At 69.1% G+C, this 26,640-nt stretch carries 25 protein-coding genes; 15 read left to right on the top strand and 10 right to left on the bottom strand.

The window, feature by feature from the left end:
* Nucleotides 1-15 precede the first annotated feature (15 nt).
* The gene (leuS, locus tag IE307_RS10300) at nt 16-2,793 is read right to left on the bottom strand and encodes a leucine--tRNA ligase (RefSeq protein ID WP_191297681.1); all 2,778 of its coding nucleotides are present in this window, start codon (nt 2,791-2,793) and stop codon (nt 16-18) included.
* A 251-nt stretch (nt 2,794-3,044) separates the two neighbouring features.
* Between leuS and IE307_RS10295 the strand changes: the two genes are divergently transcribed.
* Nucleotides 3,045-3,449, top strand: coding sequence for an SdpI family protein (locus tag IE307_RS10295; protein ID WP_229904591.1), 405 nt, complete (start codon nt 3,045-3,047; stop codon nt 3,447-3,449).
* Nucleotides 3,450-3,516: 67 nt separating this feature from the next.
* On the opposite strand, the gene IE307_RS10290 is transcribed toward IE307_RS10295, so the two are convergent.
* On the bottom strand, nt 3,517-4,095 hold the full coding sequence (locus IE307_RS10290; protein WP_191297680.1) for a YqgE/AlgH family protein: 579 nt from the start codon (nt 4,093-4,095) through the stop codon (nt 3,517-3,519).
* Nucleotides 4,096-4,333: 238 nt separating this feature from the next.
* Here IE307_RS10290 and IE307_RS10285 point away from each other — a divergent pair, with 238 nt between their 5' ends.
* Nucleotides 4,334-5,674: an MFS transporter gene (locus IE307_RS10285; RefSeq protein WP_229904590.1), complete on the top strand. Its 1,341-nt coding sequence runs from the start codon at nt 4,334-4,336 to the stop codon at nt 5,672-5,674.
* On the opposite strand, the gene IE307_RS10280 is transcribed toward IE307_RS10285, so the two are convergent.
* Nucleotides 5,603-5,884 carry a LuxR C-terminal-related transcriptional regulator gene (locus tag IE307_RS10280; protein ID WP_191297679.1) on the bottom strand — a complete coding sequence of 94 codons (282 nt, stop codon included), beginning with the start codon at nt 5,882-5,884 and terminating at the stop codon, nt 5,603-5,605. The two genes, IE307_RS10285 and IE307_RS10280, sit on opposite strands and share 72 nt — an antisense overlap.
* Nucleotides 5,885-5,941: 57 nt before the next feature.
* A complete protein-coding gene (locus IE307_RS10275) occupies nt 5,942-7,348 on the bottom strand; it encodes a CCA tRNA nucleotidyltransferase (protein WP_373305980.1) in 1,407 nt (468 codons plus the stop codon).
* Nucleotides 7,349-7,420: 72 nt separating this feature from the next.
* On the opposite strand from IE307_RS10275, the gene IE307_RS10270 reads away from it, so the two are divergent.
* From IE307_RS10270 to IE307_RS10230, 9 genes are all read left to right on the top strand, one after another.
* A complete protein-coding gene (locus IE307_RS10270; RefSeq protein WP_191297677.1) occupies nt 7,421-7,936 on the top strand; it encodes an NUDIX hydrolase in 516 nt (171 codons plus the stop codon).
* The gene (locus tag IE307_RS10265) at nt 7,933-10,230 is read left to right on the top strand and encodes a DUF6049 family protein (RefSeq protein WP_191297676.1); all 2,298 of its coding nucleotides are present in this window, start codon (nt 7,933-7,935) and stop codon (nt 10,228-10,230) included. Before IE307_RS10270 ends, IE307_RS10265 begins: the two co-directional genes overlap by 4 nt.
* Nucleotides 10,227-11,867: a murein biosynthesis integral membrane protein MurJ gene (gene murJ / locus IE307_RS10260; protein WP_229904588.1), complete on the top strand. Its 1,641-nt coding sequence runs from the start codon at nt 10,227-10,229 to the stop codon at nt 11,865-11,867. Before IE307_RS10265 ends, murJ begins: the two co-directional genes overlap by 4 nt.
* Nucleotides 11,868-11,904: 37 nt before the next feature.
* Complete coding sequence (locus IE307_RS10255) at nt 11,905-13,425, top strand: protein kinase family protein (protein ID WP_191297675.1); 1,521 nt, start codon at nt 11,905-11,907, stop codon at nt 13,423-13,425.
* Between the two features lie 67 nt (nt 13,426-13,492).
* Complete coding sequence (gene sigM / locus IE307_RS10250; RefSeq protein WP_090071983.1) at nt 13,493-14,110, top strand: RNA polymerase sigma factor SigM; 618 nt, start codon at nt 13,493-13,495, stop codon at nt 14,108-14,110.
* The gene (locus IE307_RS10245) at nt 14,107-14,850 is read left to right on the top strand and encodes an RsmA family anti-sigma factor (RefSeq protein WP_229904587.1); all 744 of its coding nucleotides are present in this window, start codon (nt 14,107-14,109) and stop codon (nt 14,848-14,850) included. Before sigM ends, IE307_RS10245 begins: the two co-directional genes overlap by 4 nt.
* Before the next feature lie 83 nt (nt 14,851-14,933).
* Nucleotides 14,934-15,908, top strand: coding sequence for a thioredoxin-disulfide reductase (trxB, locus tag IE307_RS10240; protein WP_229904688.1), 975 nt, complete (start codon nt 14,934-14,936; stop codon nt 15,906-15,908).
* A gap of 34 nt (nt 15,909-15,942) precedes the next feature.
* Nucleotides 15,943-16,272 (top strand): thioredoxin, encoded by a 330-nt coding sequence (gene trxA, locus IE307_RS10235; RefSeq protein ID WP_191297673.1) that lies wholly within the window; start codon nt 15,943-15,945, stop codon nt 16,270-16,272.
* Nucleotides 16,273-16,492: 220 nt separating this feature from the next.
* Entirely contained in the window at nt 16,493-17,632 is a 1,140-nt protein-coding gene (locus IE307_RS10230) for an N-acetylmuramoyl-L-alanine amidase (protein WP_191297672.1), read from the top strand.
* A gap of 55 nt (nt 17,633-17,687) precedes the next feature.
* On the opposite strand, the gene IE307_RS10225 is transcribed toward IE307_RS10230, so the two are convergent.
* Nucleotides 17,688-18,320: a GNAT family N-acetyltransferase gene (locus IE307_RS10225; protein ID WP_191297671.1), complete on the bottom strand. Its 633-nt coding sequence runs from the start codon at nt 18,318-18,320 to the stop codon at nt 17,688-17,690.
* 133 nt (nt 18,321-18,453) lie between these two features.
* On the opposite strand from IE307_RS10225, the gene IE307_RS10220 reads away from it, so the two are divergent.
* From IE307_RS10220 to IE307_RS10210, 3 genes are all read left to right on the top strand, one after another.
* The gene (locus IE307_RS10220; protein WP_191297670.1) at nt 18,454-19,770 is read left to right on the top strand and encodes an aminotransferase-like domain-containing protein; all 1,317 of its coding nucleotides are present in this window, start codon (nt 18,454-18,456) and stop codon (nt 19,768-19,770) included.
* A 16-nt stretch (nt 19,771-19,786) separates the two neighbouring features.
* Complete coding sequence (locus IE307_RS10215) at nt 19,787-20,731, top strand: D-alanine--D-alanine ligase family protein (protein WP_191297669.1); 945 nt, start codon at nt 19,787-19,789, stop codon at nt 20,729-20,731.
* Between the two features lie 131 nt (nt 20,732-20,862).
* On the top strand, nt 20,863-21,186 hold the full coding sequence (locus IE307_RS10210; RefSeq protein WP_191297668.1) for a hypothetical protein: 324 nt from the start codon (nt 20,863-20,865) through the stop codon (nt 21,184-21,186).
* 86 nt (nt 21,187-21,272) lie between these two features.
* Here IE307_RS10210 and IE307_RS10205 read toward each other — a convergent pair whose 3' ends face one another.
* The 3 genes from IE307_RS10205 to rsmG all read right to left on the bottom strand — a co-directional run bounded on the left by IE307_RS10205 (nt 21,273) and on the right by rsmG (nt 23,856).
* Entirely contained in the window at nt 21,273-22,241 is a 969-nt protein-coding gene (locus IE307_RS10205) for a ParB/RepB/Spo0J family partition protein (protein WP_191297667.1), read from the bottom strand.
* Nucleotides 22,238-23,113: a ParA family protein gene (locus IE307_RS10200; protein WP_229904687.1), complete on the bottom strand. Its 876-nt coding sequence runs from the start codon at nt 23,111-23,113 to the stop codon at nt 22,238-22,240. The genes IE307_RS10205 and IE307_RS10200 overlap by 4 nt, the downstream gene beginning before the upstream one ends.
* Before the next feature lie 95 nt (nt 23,114-23,208).
* Nucleotides 23,209-23,856: a 16S rRNA (guanine(527)-N(7))-methyltransferase RsmG gene (rsmG, locus tag IE307_RS10195; protein WP_191298325.1), complete on the bottom strand. Its 648-nt coding sequence runs from the start codon at nt 23,854-23,856 to the stop codon at nt 23,209-23,211.
* 155 nt (nt 23,857-24,011) lie between these two features.
* Between rsmG and IE307_RS10190 the strand changes: the two genes are divergently transcribed.
* Complete coding sequence (locus IE307_RS10190) at nt 24,012-24,503, top strand: protein-tyrosine phosphatase family protein (RefSeq protein WP_229904586.1); 492 nt, start codon at nt 24,012-24,014, stop codon at nt 24,501-24,503.
* Nucleotides 24,504-25,005: 502 nt separating this feature from the next.
* Here the strand turns inward: IE307_RS10190 and IE307_RS10185 are convergent.
* Both IE307_RS10185 and yidC read right to left on the bottom strand, forming a co-directional pair.
* Nucleotides 25,006-25,575, bottom strand: a complete 570-nt coding sequence (locus tag IE307_RS10185; protein ID WP_191297665.1) for a Jag family protein — start codon at nt 25,573-25,575, stop codon at nt 25,006-25,008.
* A 30-nt stretch (nt 25,576-25,605) separates the two neighbouring features.
* A complete protein-coding gene (gene yidC, locus IE307_RS10180; protein WP_191297664.1) occupies nt 25,606-26,640 on the bottom strand; it encodes a membrane protein insertase YidC in 1,035 nt (344 codons plus the stop codon).

The following is a 26,640-nucleotide window of genomic DNA, read 5'->3' as shown; positions in this document are numbered from 1 at the left end:
CGGCCCTCCTCGTCACTACAGAACGATGTTCACCAGGCGGCCGGGGACGACGATCACCTTGCGAGGTTCGCCACCGGCGACCAGCTCGGCGATCTTCTCCTCGGCCAGTGCCGCTGCCTTGATCTCGTCCTGCGACGCGGACGCCGACACGACGACCCGCGAGCGGACCTTGCCGTTGACCTGGATCGGGTACTCGACGGTGTCCTCGACCAGGTACTGCTCGTCGGCCTGCGGGAACGGGCCGTGGGCCAGGGTGCCGTCGTTGCCCAGCTTCGTCCACAGCTCCTCGGCCACGTGCGGGGCCTGCGGGGCCAGCATCAGGACCAGGGGCTCGGCCAGGGCGCGGGGGGTGCCGCCCGAGTAGTGCTTGGTGACGTAGTTGTTCAGCTCGATCAGCTTCGCGCCCGCCGTGTTGTAGCGCAGGTTGGCGTAGTCGTCGTGGACGCCGGCGATGGTCTTGTGCAGCAGCCGCAGGGCTTCCGCGGACGGCTCCTCGGTCGTGACGCGCAGGGAGCCGTCGGTCTCGTCGACCAGGTTGCGCCACAGGCGCTGCAGGAAGCGTTGTGCGCCAACGACGTCCTTGGTCGCCCACGGGCGTGACACGTCCATGGGGCCCATGGACATCTCGTAGAACCGGAAGGTGTCGGCGCCGTACCGTTCGCACATCTCGTCCGGCGTGACGACGTTCTTCAGGCTCTTGCCCATCTTCCCGTACTCGCGGGTGACTTCCTCGCCGTTGTACAGGTACTTGCCGTCGGCCTCGACTACCTCGTCGGCGGGCACGTGCACGCCGCGCGGGTCGCGGTAGGCGTACGCCTGGATGTAGCCCTGGTTGAACAGGCGGCGGTACGGCTCGTCGCCGGACAGGTGGCCCAGGTCGAACAGGACCTTCTGCCAGAAGCGCGAGTACAGCAGGTGCAGGACGGCGTGCTCGACGCCGCCGATGTACAGGTCGACGCCGCCGGGGTCGGTCGAGCCGTGCTCGGCCGTGCGCGGGCCCAGCCAGTACTTCTCGTTCTCCGGGTTGACGAACCGCTCGGTCTCGACCGGGTCGACGTAGCGCAGCTGGTACCAGCACGAACCCGCCCAGTTCGGCATGGTGTTCGTGTCGCGGCGGTAGGTCTTGACGCCGTCGCCCAGGTCCAGCTCGACGGTCGTCCACTCCGTGGCGCGCGACAGCGGCGGCGACGGCTCGGTGTCCGCGTCCTCCGGGTCGAACGTGCGGGGGGAGTAGTCGTCGACCTCGGGCAGCTCGATCGGCAGCATCGACTCGGGCAGCGCGATGGCGGTGCCGGCCTCGTCGTAGACGACCGGGAACGGCTCGCCCCAGTAGCGCTGGCGGCTGAACAGCCAGTCGCGCAGCTTGAACTGGACGGTGCCGTGGCCGTGGCCGTTGTCCTCCAGCCAGCCGATGATCGTCTTCTTGGCGTCGTCGATCGCCATGCCGTCCAGGAAGCCCGAGTTCACCGCCGGGCCGTCACCGGTGTAGGCCTCGCCCTCGAAACCCTCCGAAGGCTGGACCGTGCGGATGATGGGCAGGTCGAACTTCTTCGCGAAGTCCCAGTCGCGCTGGTCCTGGCCGGGGACGGCCATGATCGCGCCCGTGCCGTAGCCCATCAGCACGTAGTCGGCGATGTAGACGGGCATTTCCTTGCCGTTCACCGGGTTCGTGGCGTACGCCCCGATGAAGACGCCGGTCTTCTCCTTGTTCTCCTGACGGTCCAGTTCGGACTTCAGGGACGCTGCGCGCCGGTACGCGGCGACGTCTGCCACGCGATCGGGCGCCGCAATCTGGTCCACCAGCTCGTGTTCCGGTGCCAGGACAACGTAGGTCGCGCCGAACAGCGTGTCCGGACGGGTCGTGAAGACCTCAATGTTCTCGCTTCCCACCGCAAATCGGACACGGGCGCCGTGCGAGCGCCCGATCCAGTTGCGCTGCATGGCTTTGACCTTGTCCGGCCAGTCCAGCCTGTCCAGGTCGTCGATCAGCCGGTCCGAGTACGCGGTGATGCGCATCATCCACTGGCGCAGGCTTTTCCTGAACACCGGGAAGTTGCCACGCTCACTGCGACCGTCCGCGGTGACCTCTTCGTTCGCCAGCACAGTACCCAGTCCGGGACACCAGTTGACGGGCGCCTCCGACATGTAGGCCAGGCGGAAATCGCCCAAGATCCTTTGCTGGTCGGCAAAAGACAGCTCAGACCACGTGCCGCCGCCCGGAACGTCCCGCTCTCCAGACTCGAACTGCGAGATCAACTCGGCGATCGGCCGAGCGCGCTTCAGGTCGGCGTCGTAGAAGGAGTTGAAGATCTGCAGGAAGATCCACTGGGTCCACTTGTAGTACTCGGGGTCGATCGTCGAGATGCGACGGCGCTCGTCGTGCCCCAGACCCAGCCTGCGGATCTGGCGCAGGTAGGTGTTGATGTTGTCCTCGGTGGTCTTGCGCGGGTGCTGACCCGTCTGCACCGCGTACTGCTCCGCGGGCAGGCCGAACGCGTCGAAACCCATGGTGTGCAGCACGTTGCGGCCGTTCATGCGGTGGTACCGCGCGAAGACGTCCGTGCCGATGAAGCCCAGCGGGTGGCCGACGTGCAGGCCTGCGCCGCTCGGGTACGGGAACATGTCCTGCACGAACAGCTTGTCCGCGGGCACGTCACCCTTGAGCGCGCCAACGGGGTTGGGCGCGTGGTAGGTGCCGTGGTTCTCCCAGTACTGCTGCCACCGCTCCTCGATCTGGTTCGCCAGCTCGGCGGTGTAGCGGTAGGCGGGAATCTCCGCCGCGTCCGTGCTCATTTCAAGGTCCCTCTCACGTCTGTTCCTGCCCCTGACATGACGAAACCCCCCAGCCCAGACAGGGCATGGAGGGTGGCCGCGCCGACCGTCTCTCGAACAGGTCGTCGCGGCTAGATAAGGAGCAGGCGGGCCGTGCTCATGTCGTCAACGGTATCAGCGCAGCGCAAGCGCGATGCACCGGGCGGTGGCCTGAGGCACATCTGGGCGGGGTGAGGTCGAGGTGAACGCGAGTCCCGGCTTACCCTCATGGGGTGAACATCGTGCTGTCGGTCGTCCTGGGTGTGCTCGGCGTCGCTCTCGGCGCGGTCGGTCTCATGGGTCTGCAGGGCAAGCTGCGCCGCAACCGCTTCGTCGGCGTGCGCACGGCCGCTGCTCTGCGCGACGAGGAGACGTTCGCGCTGGCCAACCGGGTCGCGGGCGTGCCGAACGTCGCGGCCGGCGCGGTGGCGATCGTGTCGGGCGCGATGGCGTTCGTCATGGCCGACCTGGCCGTCACCGCCGGGATCATCGGACTGGTGGGCGCGCTCGCGATCGCGTTCGCCGGCGGGATCGTCGGGAGCCGGGCCGCGGAGGCGCTGCCCGAGCCGGTCAAGCCCAAGGGCTGCGGCGGCTGCGCCTGCGGTGGTGGCGGTTGCTCGCCGCTCGCGGGCCTCTAGAACCTGCAAGGACCAAGGCCGGATCACTGGGTGGTCCGGCCTTTCTCGTGCCGTGGTTTCACGTGAATCAGTTGTCGCGGACGTCCTTCGGGTACGTCGACAGCAGCGCCAGCGGCATGCCCTGGCGGCGCAGAACCCTGCCCCACAGGTCGACGTTCGCGCCGACCAGCACGTCGTCGGCCAGGCCGGTCACGACCATCCAGTCGCCGCGGTCGATCTCGCCCTGCAACTGGCCCTCGCCCCAGCCCGCGTAGCCCGCGAACACCCGCAGACCGCGCACCAGCGGCAGCAGGTCGTCCGGTTCGGCGTCGAGGTCGACCAGGGCGATCGGGCCCTGCACGCCGACCAGACCCTCCACACCCGCGGGATCGGTGCCCGCCTTCAACGCTGCAAGGCACAGCGCCGTCTTCGGCTCGACCGGGCCGCCTATGTGGATGCACTGCGGCTTCGTGACGTGAGAGCCCCACGGCGGCAGCACGTCGTGGACCGCCACCTCGGAGGGGCGGTTCAGAACGACACCGAGGGTCCCCTCTGGACGTTGGTCGATGATGTAGACGACGGTGCGCGTGAAGTTCGGGTCGTTGAGGCTCGGAGCGGCAACCAACAGGGAGCCTGGCTCGACTTCGACTTCGTCATCGGGACGCACGTCACCATGAAATCACTCGTGATCGCCGGAACAACTCAGGCCCGCGTCCCGTTAGACTGAGGTGTCGGATGTCTTTGTGTCCCCCGGGCTCAACAGACAACCGCCTTCGCGGAATACCGTTCGGCTGGAGCCGCGTAGTGCGCCGCGCCGTGAGGCGACCTGGCATCCGGCGCCAGGAGAGCCGGACCGCGAGGTCCGGCTTTCGTGGTTTTCACCACTGCGCGCTTAGAGTGCAACGGTGACAACGCTTGCGGTGGAGAAGCACCACCTGGGATCACGCCGGTTCCTCGGCATTCCCGAGTACCGCAGGCTCCTGGCCACCCGCCTCGCCTCGCAGTGGGGCGACGGGCTCTTCCAGGCCGGGCTCGCCGGCGCCGTGCTCTTCAACCCCGAACGCCAGGCCGATCCGGCCGCGATCGCGGCGGGGTTCGCGGTGCTGCTGCTGCCGTACTCGCTGATCGGGCCGTTCACCGGCGCGCTGCTCGACAGGTGGGACCGCAAGAAGGTCATCGTCGTGGCGAACGTCACGAGGGCCGCGTTCGTCCTGCTCACGGCCGCGGCGGTCGGTGCGGGGCTCAGCGGGTTGCCGCTCTACGTCTCCGCGCTCATCGTCATGGGCATAGGCCGGTTCGTCGGGTCCGGGCTCTCCGCCTCGCTGCCGCACGTCGTGCCGGAAGATCACCTGGTCGAGGCGAACGCGCTGGCCACGACGGCCGGCGCGATCATGGCCGTCATCGGTGCCGCCTGCGCGATCGGCTTCCGCACGGTGCTCGGCGCCGGTGACGGCGGTTCGGCGTGGACCACCAGCATCGCCGTGGTCGGGTTGCTGCTCAGCGCGTTCATCGCCAGCCGGTTCAAGGCGGGCGTGCTCGGGCCGGACGAGGTCGACGAGCCGCCCAACGCGCTCAGCGCCGTCGCCCGCGGCCTGGTGGACGGCGCGAAGGCCACCTGGCGCACGCCGAGCGTCACGGCCGGGCTGGCCGCGCTGCTCGCGCACCGGGCCGCGTTCGGCATGAGTCTCATGATCACGCTGCTGCTGATGCGCTACAGCCTGGAGGACGTCGGCATCCTCAAGGCGGGCATCGGCGGCCTCGGCGAGGTCGCGGTCGCGGGCGGCGCGGGCGTGCTGCTCGCGGGCATCCTGACCGACCGGATCGTCGACAGGTTCGGCGTCCGGCGCACGATCTGCGGCGCGTTGCTGCTCACGGCCGCCGCGCAGGTCGGGCTCGGGCTGCCGATGACGCTGGTGTCGATCCTGCTGGCCAGCTTCGTGATCATCTTCGCCGGTCAGATCGTCAAGCTCTGCGTCGACACCGCGGTGCAGCACGACGTCGGCGACGAGGTGCGCGGGCGCGTGTTCGCCCTCTACGACACCCTCTTCAACATCGCGCAGGTCACGGCGGTGTCGATCACGGCGACGGTGGTCCCCCTGGACGGGCGCTCGCCCGGCCTGATCCTCGTCGCCGCGAGCCTCTACCTGGTCGGGCTGGGCGCCTACCTGTTCCTGTCAGCGCGGAAACGGCAGGTGCAGCATCCCGGCTTCGTGAGCGAAGACGACGGCGGCCACCCGATCGGGTAGATCGAGGCGCCGCAGGATCTCGGCCACCTCGTCGGCCACCCGCTGCTGGCCCAGGCCGAGCACGCGCGCGATCTCGTGCTCGGCGTGACCGCGTGCGAGACAGCGCAGCACGGCCCGTTGGTCGTCGGTCAGGACATCGAGGCCGTAGGCCGCAGGTCCTGCGGAAAGTCCCCAAGCGAACATCTGCATCACCCCCATGAGCACTCTCATGGTGCCTCCCCGCGCTGACACTTCGCTAACGCGGGGATTGCATTCGCTCACGATGCGTCACGAAGCGGGTGGCGTGATCCCCTGCTCGCGGGCCCACTCGAGCAACGCGGTCTCGGCCTCGTCGCGGTCCAGCGGCCCGCGGTCGAGCCTGAGCTCCTTGAGGAACTTCCACGCGGCGCCGACCTCACGGCCCGGCGGCAGGCCGAGCAGCTTCATGATCTCGTTGCCGTCGAGGTCCGGACGCACGCGCGCGAGGTCTTCCTCGGCCGCGATGCGCGCGATGCGCTCCTCAAGGGAGTCGTAGGTCCGGCGCAGCAGGTTCGCCTTGCGCTTGTTCCTGGTCGTGCAGTCGGCACGGACGAGCTTGTGCAGCCGAGTCAGCAGGTCACCGGCGTCCGTCACGTACCGGCGCACGGCCGAGTCGGTCCACTCGCCGTTGCCGTACCCGTGGAAGCGGAGGTGCAGGTAGACGAGCTTGGCGACGTCCTCGGTGATCTCCTTCGAGTACCGCAACGCGCGCAAGCGCTTGCGGACCATCTTCGCGCCCACGACCTCGTGGTGGTGGAACGAGACGCCGCCGCCGGACTCGAACTTCCGGGTCGGCGGTTTGCCGATGTCGTGCAGGAGCGCGGCGATCCTCAGCACCAGATCGGGTGACTGATCAACATCTTCAAGATCAATTGCCTGTTCCAGCACAACCAGCGAGTGGTCGAAGACGTCCTTGTGCTGATGATGTTCGTCGATCTCCAGCTTCATGGCCGTGAGCTCGGGCAGCACGACGTCGGCCAGCCCGGTCTCCACCATGAGCTCGATGCCGCGGCGGGGGTGAGCCCCGCACAGGAGCTTCGAGAGCTCCACCTGCACGCGCTCCGGCGTGATGCGGGTGAGTTGACCTGCCATCGACCGCATCGCCTCGACCACGCGGGGCGCGGGGGTGAACCCCAGCTGGGAGACGAACCGGGCGGCGCGCAGCATGCGCAGCGGGTCGTCGCCGAACGACTCCTGCGGGGTCGCCGGCGTGTCCAGCACGCCGTCACGGGCCGCCTGGAGGCCCCCGGTCGGGTCCACGAACTCGCTCGCGGCGATGTCGTACGCCATCGCGTTGACCGTGAAGTCGCGCCGGGCCAGGTCGCCGTCGACGGAGTCGCCGAAGGTCACCTCGGGGTTGCGGGTCACGCCGTCGTAGACGTCCGCGCGGAAGGTCGTGATCTCGATGATCTCGCCCTTCTTGGACGCCCCGACGGTGCCGAACGCGATGCCGGTGTCCCACTGCGCGTCGGCCCAGCCGCTCAGCAGCTCCTGGATCTCCGCAGGTCGCGCGTCCGTCGTGAAGTCGAAGTCGTTCGTCGGGCGCTCCAGCACGGCGTCGCGCACACTTCCGCCCACGAGGTAGAGGCGCTTGCCCCCGGCTGCGAACCGAGCGGCGAGCTCGGCGACGACTGGTGTGATGGCGGGCTTCTCCACCACCGCATTCTGCTGGAGCGATCGAGACGCGGAAAACCGGCGTCCTCGACGTTCGTAAGTACGATCGGCCACATGCCCCCGTCAGCCGCACGTTCCGGGAGTCCCAAGCCGGGACGCCGGAAGCGGCGCCGGGGCCGGAGGCTCAAGACCGTCGACGAGACGTCGGCGGGTGGCCTGGTGCTCGACTCCGAGCAGCGGGCCGCGGTGATCGGAAGACTTGACCGGCGGGGCCGGTTGCTGTGGTCTTTGCCCAAGGGTCACATCGAGGCCGGCGAGACCGCGGAACAGACCGCGGTGCGCGAGGTCGCCGAGGAGACCGGTATTCATAGCAGGGTGCTGCGCCCGCTGGGGTCGATCGACTACTGGTTCGTCGCTGACGACCGCCGGGTGCACAAGACGGTTCACCACTTCCTCCTCGAAGCGACGGGGGGAGAGCTTTCCGACGAAGACGTGGAGGTCACCGAGGTGGCGTGGGTGCCACTCGGCGAACTGGACGAGCGACTCGCGCATGCCGACGAGCGCCGCCTGGTCCGCCGAGCCGCCGAACTGCTCTCCGACGGCTGCCGGAACGAGGCGGAGTCGGCGTGAGCCTGAGGAAGCTCGTCTGCACAGCCGCTGTCGCCGCGTTCGTGGTGATCGCAGCGCCGCCCGCCGGCGCCCAGCAGTCACAACCGGACGAGGTCGACGCGCTGCCGTTCATGCCGGCCCCGGCCACCCAGGTGTGGGCGACCAGATCGCTGTCGGCCCAACCCGGCCAGGCGCAGCCGCAGTTCCTGCGGCTCGACATAGGCCAGCTCACCCCCCGGTTCGTCACGAGCGACTCGCCGGGCACCGTCAAGATCACCGGCAAGATCGTCAACGTCGGCGACCGCAAGGTGTTCGACATCGTGCTGCGCCTGGAGCGCGGGGAGCCGCTCGCCACCGAGGACGCCCTGCGCACCGCGTTGCGCGAGCCCGCGGCGGCGGAGGCCGTGCAGCCCAAGTTCACGCCTGTCGCCGGTGAGCTCGAGCCCGGCCAGCAGAAGGACTTCACGCTCGAGGTGCCGCTGCGCGGGACCGAGCCGACCTCGCTCGAGGTCGACCAGCCCGGCATCTACCCGATCCTCGCGAACGTCAACGGCAGGCCCGACTTCGGCGGCCAGGCGCGGCTCGCGGCGCTGTCCACGCTGCTGCCCGTGCTCGGCGTGCCCGGCGGGGAGACCAAGGGCAAGCCCGGCAACGGCGCGAAGCTGACGGTGCTGTGGCCGATCGCGGACCGCCCGCGGCTGGTCCGGCTCGGCGGCGAGGGCGAGTCGGAGCTGATCGACGACGACCTGGCGACGTCGCTCTCGGTCAACGGCAGGCTGTACGGCCTGCTGCAGGCCTACGAGCAGGCGATCTCGTCGATGAGCACGGCCATGTGCCTGGCCATCGACCCGGACCTGCTGCGCACCGTGCAGGCCATGAGCACCGGCTACCAGCTGCGTGGCGGCGCCGAGGGCAAGGGCCGGACGGAGGCGCAGCTGTGGCTCAACCGCCTCAAGCTCGCCGTCTCGGGCCGGTGCGTCGTCGCGCTGCCGTCCGCCGACGCCGACCTCGTGGCGTTGAACAGGGCGAAGCTCACCACCATGCGCACGCTCGCGGTGACGGACGGTCCCGCGCTCATCCAGGAAGTCCTGTCCGTGCGGCCGCTGCCCGACCTGGTGTGGCCAGAGGACGGCGTGCTCGACCAGTCGACGTTCGACGAGCTGGTCACCCCGCTGCCGGACCAGCGCTACCCCGGCGTGAAGTCGCTGCTGCTGGACCCGGCGGGTCTCGCCGACGCGCCGGGCACCGCGCCCGTCGGCATCGGCGGCAAGACCCCGGTCACCGCCGTGAAGATCGACTCGATGGTCTCGGACGCGCTGCAGGGCAGCGACTCGCGCCCGCGCACGCTCTCCGGCGTGACCGCGCCGGTCGAGAGCCAGCCGGTGTCGGTGCAGAACGCGCTGGCGGTGCTGATGTTCCGCGCCGGGTGGCAGGGCGACGGCCGCAACGTGCTGGTCGCGCCCCCGCGCCGCTGGCACGCGCCGATCTCGGAGATGACCGAGTTCCTGACCGCGGCCCAGAAGCTGCTGGCCGGCGGTTACGCGACCCAGACCGGGCTCGAGGAGCTCGTCAGCGCCACGCCTGCCGTGACGAACGCGAAGGTCGCCTACCCGCCGGAGGCCGGCGCCAGGGAGATCTCCGCGGTCATCTCGGACTCGGTGACGAACCAGAGCGTCGAGCTCAACGGCCTGGTCGCGGCCATGCAGCAGGAGGACACGGCGCACGCGTCGCCCGCCGACCTGGCCGACCCGCTGTGGCTCGGCCTGCTCCGGGCGATGTCGGGTGCGTGGCGGGGCAACGAGCAGGGCGCCCGGTCCGCGGCCGAGGTCAGCCAGAGCGAGATCAACGGCCTGACCGGCATGGTCGGCGTGACGCAGCCGAACAGCCCGATCCTGCTCGGCTCCGGCGACAGCCCGATCCCGATCACGATCACGAACAAGCTCGACGTGCGCGTGACGGTCCGGATCAACCTCGCCGACACCCCCGGCATCCGCAAGCTCGACCTCGCCGACCAGGTCCTCCCCGCCCGCGGCGAGCGCGTCGTGCGCGTGCCCGTCGAGGTGCTGCGGTCCGGCCGGTTCCCGGTCAACGTCCGGCTGACCACTCCCGAGGGCGTCGCTCTCGGTGACACTGTCAAGCTGGAGGTGTCGTCGTCCGCGTACGGCACCATCACGGTGATCATCACCATGCTGGCCGGGATCGCGCTCGTCCTGCTCTCGGGGCGTCGCATCTACAAGCGGGTTCGCGCCCGCAACGGCGAGAACGGCGACGCACCGTCCATCGAGAACGTCACACCGGAGAAGTCGAGCGCGTGAGCGAGACAGCCACGACCACCCAGCCAGACCCGCAGCAGCAGGCACCGTCGATCGCCAAGGCGAGCGGCTCGATGGCGATCGCGACGATCGTCAGCCGCGCCACCGGCCTGCTCTCGAAGGTGCTGCTGGTCGCGGCACTCGGCATCGGCACCCTCAACGACTCGTACCAGGCGGCCTCGACCCTGCCGACGATGATCAACGAGCTCCTGCTCGGCGGCATCCTGACCAGTGTGGCGATCCCGCTGCTGGTCAGGGCCGAGAAGGAGGACGGCGACGGCGGGGAGTCGTACGCCCAGTGGCTGATCAGCATGGGCACGGCGATCCTCGGCGTCGGCACGGTGATAGCGGTGGCGTGCGCGCCGCTGCTCACCTCGCTGTTCATCGCCGACTCCCCGAACGCGAACCGCGACCTGGTCACGGCGTTCGCCTACCTGGTGCTGCCCGGCATCGTGTTCTACGGTCTGACCGCGCTGCTCAGCGCGGTGCTCAACGCCCGGCACGTGTTCGGCCTGCCGACCTGGGCCCCGGTCCTGAACAACCTCGTCGTGATCGCGGTCCTCGGCGTCTACTGGCTGCTCCCCGGTGACATCACGCTCAACCCGGTCTCCATGACCGACACCCACGTGCTGGTGCTCGGCATCGGCACCGCGCTCGGTGTCGCCGTCCAGGCGTCGGTGCTGATCCCGGCGCTGCGCAAGACCGGTTTCCGCTTCAAGTGGCGGTTCGGCTGGGACGCGCGGCTGGCCGAGTTCGGCGGCCTCGCCTTCTGGGTGCTGCTCTACGTCGGCCTCGGTTTCGCCAGCCTGACCGTGCTGACCAAGGTCGCCACGCACGGCAACGGCGCGCTGGCGGCGTTCAACTTCCAGTGGCTGATCGCCCAGGTGCCCTACGGCGTGCTCGGCGTCTCGCTGCTGACCGCGCTGATGCCGAAGATGAGCCGTGCGGCGGCGAACAACGACAACGAAGCCATCGTGCGGGACCTCCTGTTCGGCAACCGCATGTCGTCGATCCTGCTGATGCCGTTCAGCGTCCTGATGACGGTCTCCGGTGTCGCCATCGGTCTCGCCGCGTTCGGGTTCGGCAAGTCGGGCGTGGAGGGCGGCACCGCCGTCGGCCTGGCGCTCGCGCTGTCGGCGTTCGGCCTGGTGCCGTACGCGGTGACGTTGCTGCAGATCCGCGTGTTCTACGCGATGAAGGACGCGCGCACGCCGACGTTGATCCAGGCGCTGATCGTGGCCGTCCGGATCGGCCTCCTGTACTTCTTCCTCGCCGTGGCCGAGCCCGACCAGCTCGCCGTCGGCGTGTCGCTCGCGATGTCGCTCAGCTTCGTCTTCGGCGCGGTCGTCGGTCAGGTGTGGCTGCGGATCCGCCTCGGTCGCCTGCGCACCGGTTTCACCATCTGGACCGTCTGCCTGACCGTGGTGGCGTCCGCAGTGGCCTTCGCGGTGGCGAAGGGCGCGAACGAGCTGCTCCTGGGCCTGATCGGGTTCTCCAACCCGGTGGTGGCCGCGTGGTTCGAGACCATCCTGGTGACGCTGATCGGCCTGCCGCTCGCGTTCGGCCTCCTGGCGGCGTTCCGGGTGCCCGAGATGCAGCCGGCGATCGCCAAGATCAACCGTTTGGTGCGGCGCAGGTGACTCCAGTCCGTGACCGTCGTCCCGTACCCTCGTTTCCGTGAGTAGCGGAGTCCACGCCGCCCTGGTTCCCGGCGGCGTCATCGGCAATGGCCGCTACCGGCTGCTCGCGAAATCCGGCGCCGACGCGAGGTCCAACGCGGAGCTGTGGCGCGCGCGGGACGGCCAGCTCAACCGGGACGTGGCGCTGACGATCCTGCTGGGCGACCTGGCGAACGGCGAGGCCGCCGCCCGTGCCCGCCGCACGGTCGAACGGGCGATGCACGCGTCGTCGTTCACGCACCCCGGTGTGTCGAGGGTGATCGACGTGCTGACGCCCGGCACCGGCATCCGCCCCGACGAGGGCATCCTCGGCATGGTCATCGCCGAGTGGACCCAGGGCACCGACCTGATGGACCTCATCGCGGAGGGCCCGCTGCCGGCGGGCGCCGCGACCCGCCTGCTCGAACCGCTCGGCGCCGCCATCGAGGGCGCGCACCACGCCGGTCTCGTGCTGGGCGCCGACCACCCGCAGCGCATCCGCGTCACCTCGGACGGCCGTCTGCGCCTCGCGTTCCCCGGCCCCCGGCCGGACGCGATCGCGCGCGACGACGTCAAGGGCCTCGGCGCGATCCTGTACCTGCTGCTCACCGGCCGGTGGGCGTTGCCGGGAGGCCCCCAGGGCGTGCCGGTGGCCCCGACGGGCCCGGACGGGTCCGTGGTCGCTCCGAACGCGTTGCACCCGTACCTGCCGCACGACCTGTCGTCCGTCGCGGTGCGTTCGCTGGAGGACACGTCGGTGGGCGGCATCCGGACGTCCGCGGCGATTCTGCAGGTCCTCGACCAGATCGCGGCCGAGGAAGCCCAGACCGCGCTGATCCCGCCGGTGTCGTCGTCGCGCGATGACGACGACGACCAGGTCGTGTGGACGACCCAGCGCCCGCGGCAGGACAAGCAGCAGAAGAAGAAGCTGTGGATCAGCGTCGGCGTGCTCGCCGTGGCCACGCTGACGGTGATCGTGTGGCTGAGCGTGCAGATCGTCGGGTTCTTCAGCGACGAGCCGTCCAAGGGCGGCGGCCCGACCGTGGTGATCAACCAGCCGGGGTCGAACGGCCAGACCGCGCCCCCGCCCGCGCCGGCCGGACCGGTGCAGCCGGGCCAGATCGGCGTCTACGACGTGACGAACCAGCCCGACAACGCGAACCAGGCGAGCCGGGCCGTCGACAACAACGCGGGCACGTTCTGGCGGACGGACAACTACTTCCAGCAGTTCCCGGCGCTCAAGCCCGGCATCGGGCTGATGGCGTCGTTCGCTGAGCCGGTGAAGCTGGCCTCGATCACGGTCACCTCGCCCAGCAAGGGCACGAAGGTCGAGATCCGCGTCGCGTCGGCGCTCGACTCGCCGATCGAGGAGACGAAGGTCATCGGCGTCGCGGACCTGTCCGACGGGCAGACGCAGATCCAGCTGAACGAGCACGAGCCGACCGGTCACGTGCTGATCTGGATCACGCAGCTGACCAACTCGGGCGGCGGCAAGAACCAGACCGAGATCCGCGAGGTCCTGTACACCAGGGCTCAGTAGAACTACGCGCGCACGCTGAGTAGACCTGTCCGGGTGATCTGTGATCACCCTCGCTAAAGTGCCATTCGTGACCGCCGCAGCCAGCTCGGACGCCGATCTCATCTCGGCCCACGCCGCAGGTGACCCGTACGCGTTCTCGGAGCTGGTCAAACGGCACCGGGACCGGATGTGGGCGGTGGCGTTGCGCACGCTGCGCGACCCCGAAGAGGCGGCGGACGCGCTCCAGGAGGCGTTCATCTCAGCCTTCCGGGCGGCGTCGTCGTTCCGCGCGGAGTCACAGGTCACCACCTGGCTTCACCGGATCGTGGTGAACGCGTGCCTCGACCGGATGAGACGCCGACAAACAAGACCGACAGTGCCGTTGCCCGAGGCCGGTCCCGGCGAGCCCGTCGCGCCCCGTGACGCGATGAGCGACCGCGAGACCAGCCTCATGGTGCAGCAGGCGTTGATGGAGCTGCCGGAAGAGCAGCGGGCGCCCATCGTGCTGGTCGACGTCGAGGGGTATTCGGTCGCCGAGACGGCGAAGATGCTCGGCATCGCGGAGGGCACGGTCAAGAGCCGGTGTGCGCGAGGTCGCGCCAAGCTGGCCAAAGTTCTCGGGCACCTCAGGAACCGAATCGCAGATGCGAACGTCCCAGCTGACGGTGTGAATGTGCAAGAGCAACGTCAGTGGGAGGGCCGATGACCGGCATGGAGCGCGTGCCGATGGGTCCGCCGTGGTCGGTTGACCTCATCGCGGACCTGCACGCGGGCGTGCTGCCCCCTGAGGTCGCCGCACAGCTGCGCCCGAGGGTGGAGGCCGACGCGGACGCCGCCGAGATCCTCCGGGCTCTCGACGCCACGCTGGAGGACCTGCACTCGCTGCCGCCGATCCCGATGCCCGACCACGTGGCCGCGCGGATCGACGCGGCGCTGGCCGCCGAGGCCCGTCCCGGCATCGCGCCGGTGGTCTCGCTGAACGACGCCCGCAAGCGCCGCAACCGCAGGCTCGGCCTGGGCGGTGGCGGTGTGCTGGTCGCCGCCGCGGCCGCGTTCGGCATCGTTCTTGCCGTGTCGCCGGGTGCGGAGCAGAACTCGAACACCGCACAACCCCCCGCAGCCACGTCCGCGCCGGCCGACGCCGCCCCTCCGCTGTCGCTCAAGCGCGACGAGCTGGGTTCCGCGGTCGGTGAGGTGCTCAAGGCGCAGAACTACGGCCCGCTGGAGACGCCGGACCGGTTGGCCGGCTGTCTCAAGGGCGGTGGCATCACCAGCTCGGGCACGCCGCTCGGCATCAGCCCGATCAACCTCGAGGGCAAGGACGCCGTGATGGCGATCCTGCCCGCGGGACTCGGTGAGTTCAGGCTGGTCGTGCTGGATCCGAAGACCTGCGGACCGGACGAGCCGGCGGGCGTTCTGGCCGACACGACCATCAAGCCGAGGTAGTCGGTCAAGTCACGGAATTAGCTGCACCTACGATCCGTTGAGCGAGTCAGACGACGAGATCGAGGAGTTGCAGAGCCGTGAGCGTGCGCAACGTGATCATCATTGGATCGGGACCGGCGGGGTACACCGCGGCGGTCTACGCGGCGCGCGCGCAGCTGGAGCCCCTGGTCTTCGAGGGATCGCAGTACGGCGGCGCCCTCATGACGACGACCGAGGTCGAGAACTACCCGGGCTTCCGCGACGGCATCATGGGCCCCGAGCTCATGGAGCAGATGCGCGAGCAGGCCATCCGCTTCGGCGCGGAGCTGCGCGCCGAGGACGTCGAGTCGGTCGAGCTGACCGGGGAGATCAAGAAGGTCGTCGCTAACGGCGTCGAGTACGAGGCCAAGGCCGTCATCCTCGCGATGGGCGCCGCGGCTCGTTACCTGAACATCCCCGGTGAGCAGGAGCTGCTCGGCCGCGGTGTGTCCGCCTGTGCGACGTGCGACGGGTTCTTCTTCCGCGACCACGACATCGCGGTGGTCGGCGGCGGCGACACGGCCATGGAGGAGGCGACGTTCCTCACGCGGTTCGCCAAGTCCGTGACGGTCATCCACCGCCGTGAGGAGTTCCGCGCCTCGAAGGTCATGCTGGAGCGCGCCCGCGCCAACGAGAAGATCAAGTGGCAGCTGAACACGCAGGTCACCGACGTGCTGGGTGACGGCACGGTGTCGTCGATCAAGGTCAAGGACACCCAGACCGGCGCCGAGTCCGAGCTGCCCGTCACCGGTTTCTTCCTCGCGATCGGCCACGACCCGCGCTCGGCGCTGGTCAAGGGCCAGGTGGACCTGGACGAGGAGGGGTACGTCCTGACGAAGGACAAGTCCTCCTACACGAACCTGGACGGGGTGTTCGCCGCCGGCGACCTCGTCGACCACGAATACCGTCAGGCGATCACGGCCGCCGGTTCCGGCTGCAGCGCCGCGATCGACGCGGAGCGGTGGCTCGCCGAGCACGGCACCGAGCAGGCCGAGATCGCCGCCGAGGCCGTCGGTGGCGGCTACGGCAAGAGCATCTGAAGTTCCTTCTGCGAGACGTTTTAGGGAGAGCAACATGGCAGGCGCCACCGTCACGGTGACCGACAAGTCGTTCGCGGACGACGTGCTGACCAGCGAGAAGCCCGTGCTGGTCGACTTCTGGGCGACCTGGTGCGGCCCGTGCAAGATGGTTGCGCCGGTGCTGGAGGAGATCGCGGCCGAGCACGGCGAGAAGATCACCGTCGCCAAGGTCGACATCGACGCCAACCCGTCGATCGCCCGCGACTACCAGATCATGTCCGTGCCGACGCTGATCCTGTTCCAGGGCGGCCGTCCGGTGAAGCAGATCGTCGGCGCGAAGCCCAAGGCGGCGCTGCTGAAGGACCTGTCGGACGTCCTGGCCTGAGCCGAGAAGTTTGCATGGGCCAATAATTCCTTTGCAACGCGCAACGTGGCCCGCCCGTCTATCGATAAGACGAGCGGGTCACGTTCGTTTTGGTGCCGAGGCGGTGATCTCGGGGCGACTGCGAGTAGCCCTGCATCGATCACTCTGCGGTACAGGGCACAATGAAGACTTCCCAACTGACGCGCCGACCGAGTTCGGTGCCCTAGTCGAGCGAGGGTGCATGCAGCTGCTCCGCCGCGGGGACGTCGGAAGTGATGTTGCCGAGATCCGGTCGATCGTGACCAGGCTCGGACTGCTTCCGCCGGCCGACCCACAGGCGCCGCCGGTGTTCGACCAGCAGGTCGAGCACGCCGTGCGCGCGTTCCAGCAGCAGCGGGGGCTGATCATCGATGGCATCGTCGGGCCGGCGACCTACCGATCGCTCCGCGACGCGACGTTCCGGTTGGGGGACCGGCCGCTCGCGTTCCTGATGTCGCAGCCGACGACCGGTGACGACGTGCTGATGCTGCAGGAACGCCTGCTGGAGCTCGGTTACGACGTCGGCCGCTCCAACGGTGTGTTCGGCCAGCAGACCGAGCAGGCGCTGAAGAACTTCCAGCGCGACTACGGCCTGATCGTGGACGGCATGTGCGGTCCCGACACGGTGCGCGCGTTGCGCCAGCTCCAGCCGAAGGTCCGCGGCGGCCGCCCGCAGCTCCTGCGCGAGCAGGAACGGCTCCGCGGTGCCGGTTCACGCCTGTCCGGCAAGCGGATCGTGATCGACCCCGGCCACGGCGGCGAGGACCGCGGCGTTGTCGTGAACGGGCTGTCCGAGTCCGACCTGATGCTCGACCTGGCCCGCCGCCTCGAGGGCAAGATGGCCGCCACCGGCATGGAGGCCCTGCTCACGCGCGGCCCCGACAACTGCCCGGACGAGCAGGAGCGCGCGCGGTTCGCGAACGAGGCGGGCGCCGACCTGATCCTGTCGCTGCACAGCGACGGCAACTCGTCGCCGAACGCGCAGGGCGTGGCCACGTTCCACTACGGCACGGGCAACGGCACGTCGTCCACGGTCGGTGAGGCGCTGGCCGGGTTCATCCAGCGTGAGGTCACCGCCCGCACGACGATGTCGAGCTGCGGTTCGCACCCCAAGACGTGGGAACTGCTGCGGCTCACCCGCTGCACGGCCGTCCGCGTCGAGGTGGGCTACCTGACGAACGCCGAGGACCGCGCTCGCCTGGCGACGCCCGGTTTCCGCGACATCGTGGCCGAGGGCATCCTCGTGGCCGTGAAGCGCCTGTACCTGCTGGGCAAGGACGACCAGCCGACGGGCACGTTCACGTTCAACGACCTGCTGCGGTACGAGATGTCGAAGAGCTGATCAGACTGACGAAAAGGGCCCCCTCGCTCGCTGCGAGGGGGCCCTTTTCGGTGTACTAGACCGGGCGGAAGCTGGGTTCCGCCGTCGAGACGGTGACGCTGTTGAGAAGGCGCTCCAGGGCGGCCTCCACGTCTTCCTTCCAGGTGATGGAGCTGCGGAGCTCCATGCGCAACCGGGGCCAGCGGGGGTGCGGCCGCACGGTCTTGAAGCCGACGCTCGTCAGGAAGTCGGCCGGCGTGACGCAACTGGCCGCCTCGTCGTCCGGGCGCATGTCGCCGAACGCCTCGATGGCCTTCACGCCACGACGCGTCAGATCCTTCGCCACGGCCTGCACGAGCACGCGCGCGAGTCCGCCCCCTCGGAACTCCGGCAGCACGTCCAGCGACGTCATGAGGACGGCGTCCGGGCTCACCGGGGAGGTGGGGAAGGCGGAGCTGCGCGGAACCGCGGCCGGTGGTGCGTAGAACACCGAACCGGCGGGGATGCCGTCGCAGTAGATGATGCGACCGCACGAACCCCATTCGAGCAGGACGTTGGAAACCCAGGCTTCCTTCTCGAACTCGGTGTCGCCGTATTCCTCTGCCTGTTCACGCAGGTGAGGAGCCAACTCCCAGAAGACGCACGTTCTGCTGTGCTTGGAGAGATGCTCCAGGTTGTCCAGCGTGACGCCTACGACGCGACGGGACACCCCGACCTCCACCCGTTAACACACAAAGCGAACCCATACGAGGGTAGGCGAATGTGACGGAACCCGGAAGGCGCGTGCCCTGAACGGGACGACGGTTACACTCGCTCGGGACATTTCCCATACAGGAGTCCCCATGACGATGCCCGGTCAGCCAGCCAAGCAGGGCCCCAGAAGCCTTGATCCCCACCTCCGCCGCTACGCAGCGCGCACGGCAGGGATGACGGCATCGGAGATCCGGGCACTCTTCGCAGTGGCGTCCCGCCCCGAGGTCGTCTCGCTGGCCGGCGGCATGCCGCACCTCGCCGCGTTGCCGCTGGAATCGCTGTCCGCGGAGATCGGCCAGCTCGTCGCGTCCGAGGGCCTGGTGGCCCTGCAGTACGGCTCGGCGCACGGTGTCCCGTTGCTGCGCGAGCAGATCTGCGACGTCATGGCGCTGGAGGGCATCAACGGCCACCCGGACGACGTGGTGGTGACCGTGGGCTCGCAGATGGGCCTCGACATGGTCACCCGGATCTTCTGCGACCCCGGTGACGTGGTGATCGCCGAGGGGCCTTCTTATGTGGGTGCCCTCGGGTCGTTCACGGCGTACCAGGCGAAGGTCGTGCACGTGGCCATGGACGCTGACGGGCTCGTGCCGTCGCTGCTGCGAGAGGCACTCGAAGCCTGCAAGCGCGCTGGTCAGCGGGTCAAGTTCCTCTACACGATCCCGAACTTCCACAATCCGGCCGGCGTGACGCTGGCGGTGTCGCGGCGGGCCGAGATCCTGGAGATCTGCCGGTCGTACGGCGTGCTGGTCGTGGAGGACAACCCGTACGGGCTGCTGGGCTTCGACGGCCAGACGTACCCGGCGCTGCGGTCGATGGACCCGGACAACGTGGTGTACCTCGGCTCGTTCTCCAAGACGTTCGCGGCCGGTCTGCGGGTCGGCTGGGTGCTGGCGCCGCACGCCGTGCGCGAGAAGCTGGTGCTGGCGGCCGAGTCGGCCACGCTGTGCCCGCCCACGCTGAACCAGATGATCGTGTCCCGGTACCTGTCGACCCAGGACTGGAAGGGTCAGATCAAGACCTACCGCGAGGCGTACCGGGAACGGCGCGACGCGGCCATCTCGGCCCTCGAGCAGCACATGCCGCAAGGTTCCACGTGGAACATTCCGGATGGCGGCTTCTACGTCTGGGTGACGGTGCCGGAGGGCATCGACACGAAGGCGATGCTGCCCCGCGCCGTGACGGCCCGTGTGGCGTACGCGTCCGGTACCGGCTTCTACGCGGACGGCTTCGGCTCTCGCCAGCTGAGGATCTCGTACTGCTACCCGACGCCCGAGCGCATCCGGGAGGGCGTCCGCCGCCTGGCGAACGTCATCGAGGAAGAGATGCAGCTGGCAGCGACGTTCGGGGCGACGCCGGGCCGTCAGCTGTCCGGTCCGCAGACCCCGTCGCCCGACACCGCCTGATCCTTGGAGTTTTGCTGTGGCTGACCGCATGGTCGCTGTGCTGTCCGGTGGGCTCTCCCACGAACGCGAGGTCTCGATCCGCTCCGGCCGCCGTCTGTCGGCTGCCCTGCGGTCGGTGGGCCTGACGGTGGAGGAGTGGGACGCCGACGCCTCGTTGCTCTCTCGCCTGCAGTCCTCACGCCCGGACGCCGTCGTCGTCGCGCTGCACGGCGGCGAGGGCGAGAACGGGTCGGTGCAGGCGATCCTCGAGATGTTCGGCGTGCCGTACGTGGGCACGGACTCGCGGGCGTGCCGCCGGGCGTGGGACAAGCCGACCGCCAAGGCCGAGCTGGCCCGTGCCGGGCTGGCGACGCCGGAGTGGATCGTGCTGCCGCACGCGACGTTCCGGGAGCTGGGTGCCAAGCCGGTGCTCGACGCGATGGTCTCGACGCTGGGGCTGCCGTTGATGCTGAAGCCGGACCAGGGCGGGTCGGCGCTGGGCGCTCAGGTCGTCCGTGACGCCGCCGAACTGCCGCCGGCGATGGTCGGGTGCCTCGCGTACGGGGACACCGTGCTGGCCGAGCAGTTCATCTCCGGGGTGGAGGTGGCGGTGGCCGTCGTCGACGGACCGGAGGGTCCGTACGCACTGCCGGCCGTCGAGATCGTTCCGGAGAGCGGCGTCTACGACTACACGGCTCGGTACACCGCGGGGCTGACCGACTTCCACGCGCCGGCCCGGCTGGACGCCACCGCCGCCAAGGCGGTGGGGGAGCTCGCGGTCGCGGCACACCGGTTGCTCGGGCTGCGGGACGTGTCGCGGACCGACGCCGTCGTGGCCGAGGACGGGACCGTCTACTTCCTCGAGGTGAACGTGTCGCCGGGGCTGACCGAGACGTCGCTCCTGCCGATGGCCGTCGAGGCGGCGGGGCAGTCGTTGGGTGAGATCTACGCCGGGTTGGTCGAGCGGGCTGTCGCTCGCTGAAGTTCTTCTCTCGAAAGTGCGGTGCCGAGCTTCTCGGTGCCGCACTTTTTGTTTGCGCCGAAAATGCTTGCCTCGGGTGCGCGTGCCGACACACTGGCGTTGAAGGTTGATCAAGGGGGGACAACTTGCGCATGCTCACGTTCGCCGCCGCGGTGGCGACGACTTTCTGCATGGCCACGCCGGCGTTCGCGATCGAGCAGACCGACTGCTCGGCGGGCGACGGCGTGAAGATCCACTGGGTGGACGGGTCCGGCGCGCAGCGGACGAACTGCTACGGCGACGCCGGCACTCTCGGGGTCGACCTGCCTCGGGTGTCGAGCATCAATCCCGACGACGCCAACTACGGATGGGTCGAGTACGCGGAAGCGGACGGGGAGACCACCCGTCGCTCGTTCGGCGGCGGTCAGGTCGTCGAAATCGGCGGGCTGACGGTCACGAAGATCAGCGTCGGCTGATCTTCAAATAGGTGACGCCCCGTATCCAAATGGATGCGGGGCGTCATCGTCACCGTGACATAAGGCCCGTGGGTGATCCTATGGGCCTACTCCGATGTCCGAATTGTCGTTTCCGGGCTCATCATGCCGATGATCCGTTGAAGATCATCAACTGACCCGAATTCGACGACGATCCGACCCTTCCGCTGCCCGAGTTCGACCTTCACGCGGGTGTCGAAGTTGTCGGAGAGGCGCTCGGCGAGCTCCTGCAGACCGGGCGCGTGCAGCTGCTTGCGCGGGGCGGCCTTCTCCTTCTTCGGCTTCTCGTTCTTGGCGACGGTGACCGCTTCTTCGGTCGCGCGGACCGACATGCCCTCGGCGATGATCCGTGCCGCCAGCTCCTCCTGCATGCCCGCGTCGTCCAGACCGAGGAGTGCGCGCGCGTGGCCGGCGCTCAGCACGCCCGCGGCGACCCGTCGCTGAACGGGGAGGGGGAGCTTCAGCAGCCGGATGGTGTTCGTGACGACGGGGCGGCTGCGGCCGATGCGGTCGGCGAGCTGCTCGTGCGTGACACCGAACTCCTCGAGCAGCTGCTGGTAGGCCGCCGCCTCTTCGAGGGGGTTGAGCTGGACGCGGTGGATGTTCTCCAGCAACGCGTCGCGCAGCATGACGTCGTCGGCGGTCTGCCGCACGATCGCCGGGATCGTCTTGAGCCCGGCCTGCTGCGTGGCACGCCACCGGCGCTCGCCCATGACGAGTTCGAACGTGTCCGCGGTCAGCTCGCGGACCACGACCGGCTGCATGAGCCCGAACTCCTTGATGGAGAACGAGAGCTCGTCGATCGCGTCCTGGTCGAACACCTGGCGCGGCTGCTTCGCGTTCGTGCGGATCGCGGTCACCGCGATCTCGCGGTACACCGCCCCCGCGACCTCACCGGTCGACTGGAGGGTCTGGGTCCTCGTGCCGGTCTGGCCGACCGTTCCGGCGGTCCGGACGCTGGGCGCACCGATCGGCGGACCCTGGGGGATGAGTGCGGCCAGACCGCGCCCGAGTCCGCCCTTGCGCTGCTCCGTCATGCGCCCTCCCTCTTGGCCCCGCGAATCGCGATCTCCTTGGCAGCGTCGAGGTAGCTCATCGACCCGCGCGAACCCGGGTCGTACGTCAGCACCGTCTGCCCGAATCCTGGCGCTTCCGAGACCTTCACGCTGCGCGGGATCACGGTCTTGAGGGCGACGTCGCCGAAGTGGCCGCGCACCTCACTGGTCACCTGGTCCGCGAGCTTCGTGCGGCCGTCGTACATCGTGAGCAGGATCGTGGAGATCGCGAGGTCCGGGTTGAGGTGCTGCTGCACGAGCTCGATGTTGCGAATGAGCTGGCTCAGTCCCTCCAGCGCGTAGTACTCGCACTGGATCGGGATCAGCACCTCCTGGGCGGCGACCATCGCGTTGACGGTCAGCAGCCCGAGGCTCGGCGGGCAGTCGATGAAGACGTAGTCGGGCTGCAGCTGGTCGAGCGCCTCGGGGGAGAGCGCCTCCTGGAGCCGCGACTCACGGGCCACCATCGAGACGAGCTCGATCTCGGCGCCGGCGAGGTCGATCGTCGCGGGCACGCAGAAGAGGTTCGGCGACGTCGGGCTGACCTGAGCCGCCTCGGCGATGGAGATCTCGCCGAGCAGCACCTCGTAGACGCTCGGCGTCCCGCTGCGGTGCTCGACGGAGAGCGCCGTGCTGGCGTTGCCCTGCGGGTCGAGGTCGATCACGAGCACCTTGAGCCCGTGGATCGCGAGCGCCGCGGCGAGGTTCACCGTGCTCGTGGTCTTGCCGACGCCACCCTTCTGGTTGGCGACGGTCATCACCCGGCGATGGGTCGGGCGGGGGAGCAGTGACTCGTCGGGGTGCAGCACACTTGCCGCACGAGCCGCCTCTTCTGCAATCGGGGTCCACACCACGGCGCTGTCATCTCCGTTGTTGGTCGGCTTGGCTTTGTGTTTGGAGGGCTGCGTTTCACGTGGAACATCGGCCGCGTGGAACTCGGGGTACACGCTCACCGTTCCCTCCGCGTCTGGCGCTCGACGATGAGCACCGTCGTAGGCACCTCAAGTACGTCCGCTCCCACGACGACGACACGGGGGTTGGCGCCCCCGGCCTTGGCCACCGCGGCACCGTCGCGTTCAAGCTCTTCTACCGCGCGCTCGCCCTTGAGCGCCACCATCCGCCCGCCACCCTTGAGAAGCGGCAGGCACCACTTCGTCAGCTTCTCGAGCGGCGCCACCGCCCGTGCCGTGGCCACGTCGCAGTTCTTCAACTGCGCGCGCACCGGCCCTTCCTCCGCACGCCCGCGGAGGACCGTCACGTTGTCGAGGCCCAGCCGATCCTTGACCTCCTCGAGCCACGCGATGCGCCGCGCCATCGGCTCGAGAAGCGTGATCCTCAGATCGGGCCGCGCGATCGCGAGCGGCACCCCCGGCAACCCAGCTCCGGAACCCACATCAACGACGCGCTCGTTCTGCTGGAACAGCTCCTCGATCACCGCCGAGTTGAGCACGTGCCGTTCCCAAATCTTGTCGACCTCGCGGGGACCGATGAGTCCACGCTCGACGCCGTGCTCCTCCAGGAGCCTGACGAACTCGGCGGCACGATCAACGTGCTCCCCGAAGACGAGCTTCGCGTTGTCGGGCAACTCCCCGGCCATGTTCTCCGTCCGTGAGCGTTTCACGTGAAACCACGCGGCGGCGACGTTCGAGCGGCCGGTGGAAAAGCTGGCGAATGCCAGGGCACCATCATGACGGATCGACCCGGCGCTCCGCCAAATCCTGAGCGCCGTTTCACGTGAAACTTGGGGGAAAGTTGAAATCGCCTCTCCACACCGTCGCCTGGAACGGTCCCGGCAAGGTCTCGACGATGTCCCACCCGGCCGGCGGGCGGTTCCTGGAGGGGAAGCTGGCCGAGTTGCGCCGGCTCGGCGTGGACGTGCTGGTGTCCGCTCAGACCGACGAGGAACGGGTCGAATGCGACCTCGTGGATCAGGAGCGGGCGGTGGTGGCCGCCGGGCTGCGGTACGTCTGCTTCCCGATCCCGGACCAGTCGGTGCCTGATGTGGCGTTGGCGGTGGCCGCCGTTGAGCCGCTCCACGCGTTGTACCGGAGTGGGGCTCATGTGGTGTTCCACTGCTGGGCGGGGATCGGGCGGTCGTCGTTGTTGGCCGGGTTGCTGTTGGGGATGGAGGGGGTCGAGCCGGGGGAGGCGTGGCGGTTGATCTCGGCGGCTCGCGGGTTTCCGGTGCCGGACACGGAGGCGCAGAAGGAGTGGCTGGCTGCTTGGTGGGCGGCGCGGGGGTAGTCGGTTTCACGTGGAACGTCGAGTGGGTCGCGGGGGAGCGGGCTGCGGCAAGGGACGGGCTGGTGGACGGTCGGCGGTGACGCACGGCGGGCCGCGGGTCGGTGGCGAGATGCAGCGGATGGGCGGAGGGCCGCAGGCGGGTAGAGGACGGCGGGCTTTGAGCGGCGGGCGGCAGGGCTTGGCGGTAGGCGCTGAGCGGGGCGACTGGCGACGGGCAAGCACGCACCAGTCCGTTAAGCGGGGCGGTCGGACAAGTGGGATCGGTGGCGAGCGCGTGGCGGGTTGATGGTGACGGCAGCGGGTTGGTGGCCGCAGGCAGGACCGCCCGTTCAGCTACGTCCTCGTCTCCGAAACACCGCGCCGCCTCTCTTCGCCTCCTTCGTCTCTGAACCCGCCCGCACTCCGTGTCCCCTTCCCTCACCGCAGAGCCCACTGTGCCCCGCACAGCAAACGGCCCCTGGTTCCGGTGGGAACCAGGGGCCGTGAGGTGGAGCAGTGCCGGTTACGGCTTGGGGAAGATGATGACCCGCCGCTGCGGTTCCTCACCCTCGCTCTCGCTGTGCACACCGGCGACCGAGGCGACGGCGTCGTGGACGACCTTGCGCTCGAACGGGGTCATGGGGTGCAGGCGGGCGCGCTCGCCCGAGGCGGCCACCTTCTCTGCGGTGGTGCGGCCCATCTCCGCCAGTTCGGCGCGGCGGCCCGCGCGCCACTGGGCGATGTCGAGCATGAGGCGGGAGCGGACTCCCGTTTCCTGCTGGACTGCGAGGCGGGTGAGTTCCTGCAGCGACTCGAGGACGTTGCCTCGGGGGCCCACCAGCTTGGCGAGGTCCTCGCCGCCGTCGATGCTGACGATGGCCCGGCCGCTCTCCACGTCCAGGTCGATGTCGCCGTCGTAGTCGAGCAGGTCGAGCAGGCGCTCGAGGTAGTCGCCCGCGATGTCGCCTTCCTGGACGAGCAGGTCCTCGGTCTTGCTCTGCGACTGCGGCTCAGCCTCTGCCGTGGTCTCGGACTCGGCTGCGGCCTCCGACGACGCCTCCACGTCGTCGGTCGCCTGCAAGGTCTCCGACACGATGTCTCCTCTCCGGGGCAACGCCCGAAATCAGCGGCGCTTCTTGCTGCCCGGCTTCTTGCTGGTGGATCGGCCTGGGGTCAGGCCGGGGATCTCGGTGTTGGAGTTGCCGTTGGCGGCAGCGTCCGTGGAAGGGGCCTTCGGCGCGCCGGACGGGCCCGCGGTCGGCATGCGCTTGGCGCCGTTGGCCGGCTTGGCTCCCGGTGCGGGCTTCTTCGGGTTGACCGGCTTCGCGCCCGGCTTCGGAGCGAGGGCCTGGCGGGTCTCGACGACCGTGGCCTTCTTCTCCTCCTCCTCGGCGTCGATGCGCTTGTAGACGAAGTGCTGCTGGCCGAGGGTCCACGCGTTGTTGGACAGCCAGTACAGCAGGATCGCGACCGGGAAGAAGAAGCCGCCGGCGAGGACGCCCAGGGGGAAGATCCAGAGCGTCAGCTTGTTCATGATGGCGGTCTGCGGGTTGTCGAGCGCCGCGGCGTTCTGGCGGGCGACCGAGTGGCGCGCGGTGAAGTGGGTCGCGATGGACGCCACGATCATCAGCGGCACCGACAGCAGGATGACGTTCAGGCGCTCGGTGCCGTACGTCGCGAGCTGGTCGGCCGGCATGGTGATGAACGTCGAGAGGTTCGTGCCGAAGAGCTTGGCGTTGACGAACGAGTCGACGCCCTGCTTGTCGAAGAAGTAGACCTCGCCCCAGCCGGGCTTGAACGAGCGCAGCACGTGGAACAGACCGATGAACACCGGGATCTGCACCAGCATCGGCAGGCAGCCGCCGAGCGGGTTGACGCCGTGCTCGGACTGCAGCTTCTGCATCTCCTGCGCCTGGCGCTGGCGGTCGTTCGGGTACTTCTTCTTGAGCTTCTGCATCTCCGGCGCGAACTCCTGCATCTTTCGCATGGAGCGCACCTGGCCGACGAACGGCTTGAAGAGGATGGCGCGGAGCGTGAAGACCAGGAAGATGACGGCCAGCGCCCAGGCGAAGCCGCTCGACTCACCGAAGACCTTGCCGAACACCCAGTGCCAACACCACAAGATGAAGGACACCGGGTAGTAGATGAAGTTGAGCAC

It is taken from the genome of Lentzea cavernae (assembly GCF_014653695.1).
Lineage (GTDB): Bacteria > Actinomycetota > Actinomycetes > Mycobacteriales > Pseudonocardiaceae > Lentzea > Lentzea cavernae.
This window is presented reverse-complemented; position numbering and strand designations above follow the sequence as displayed.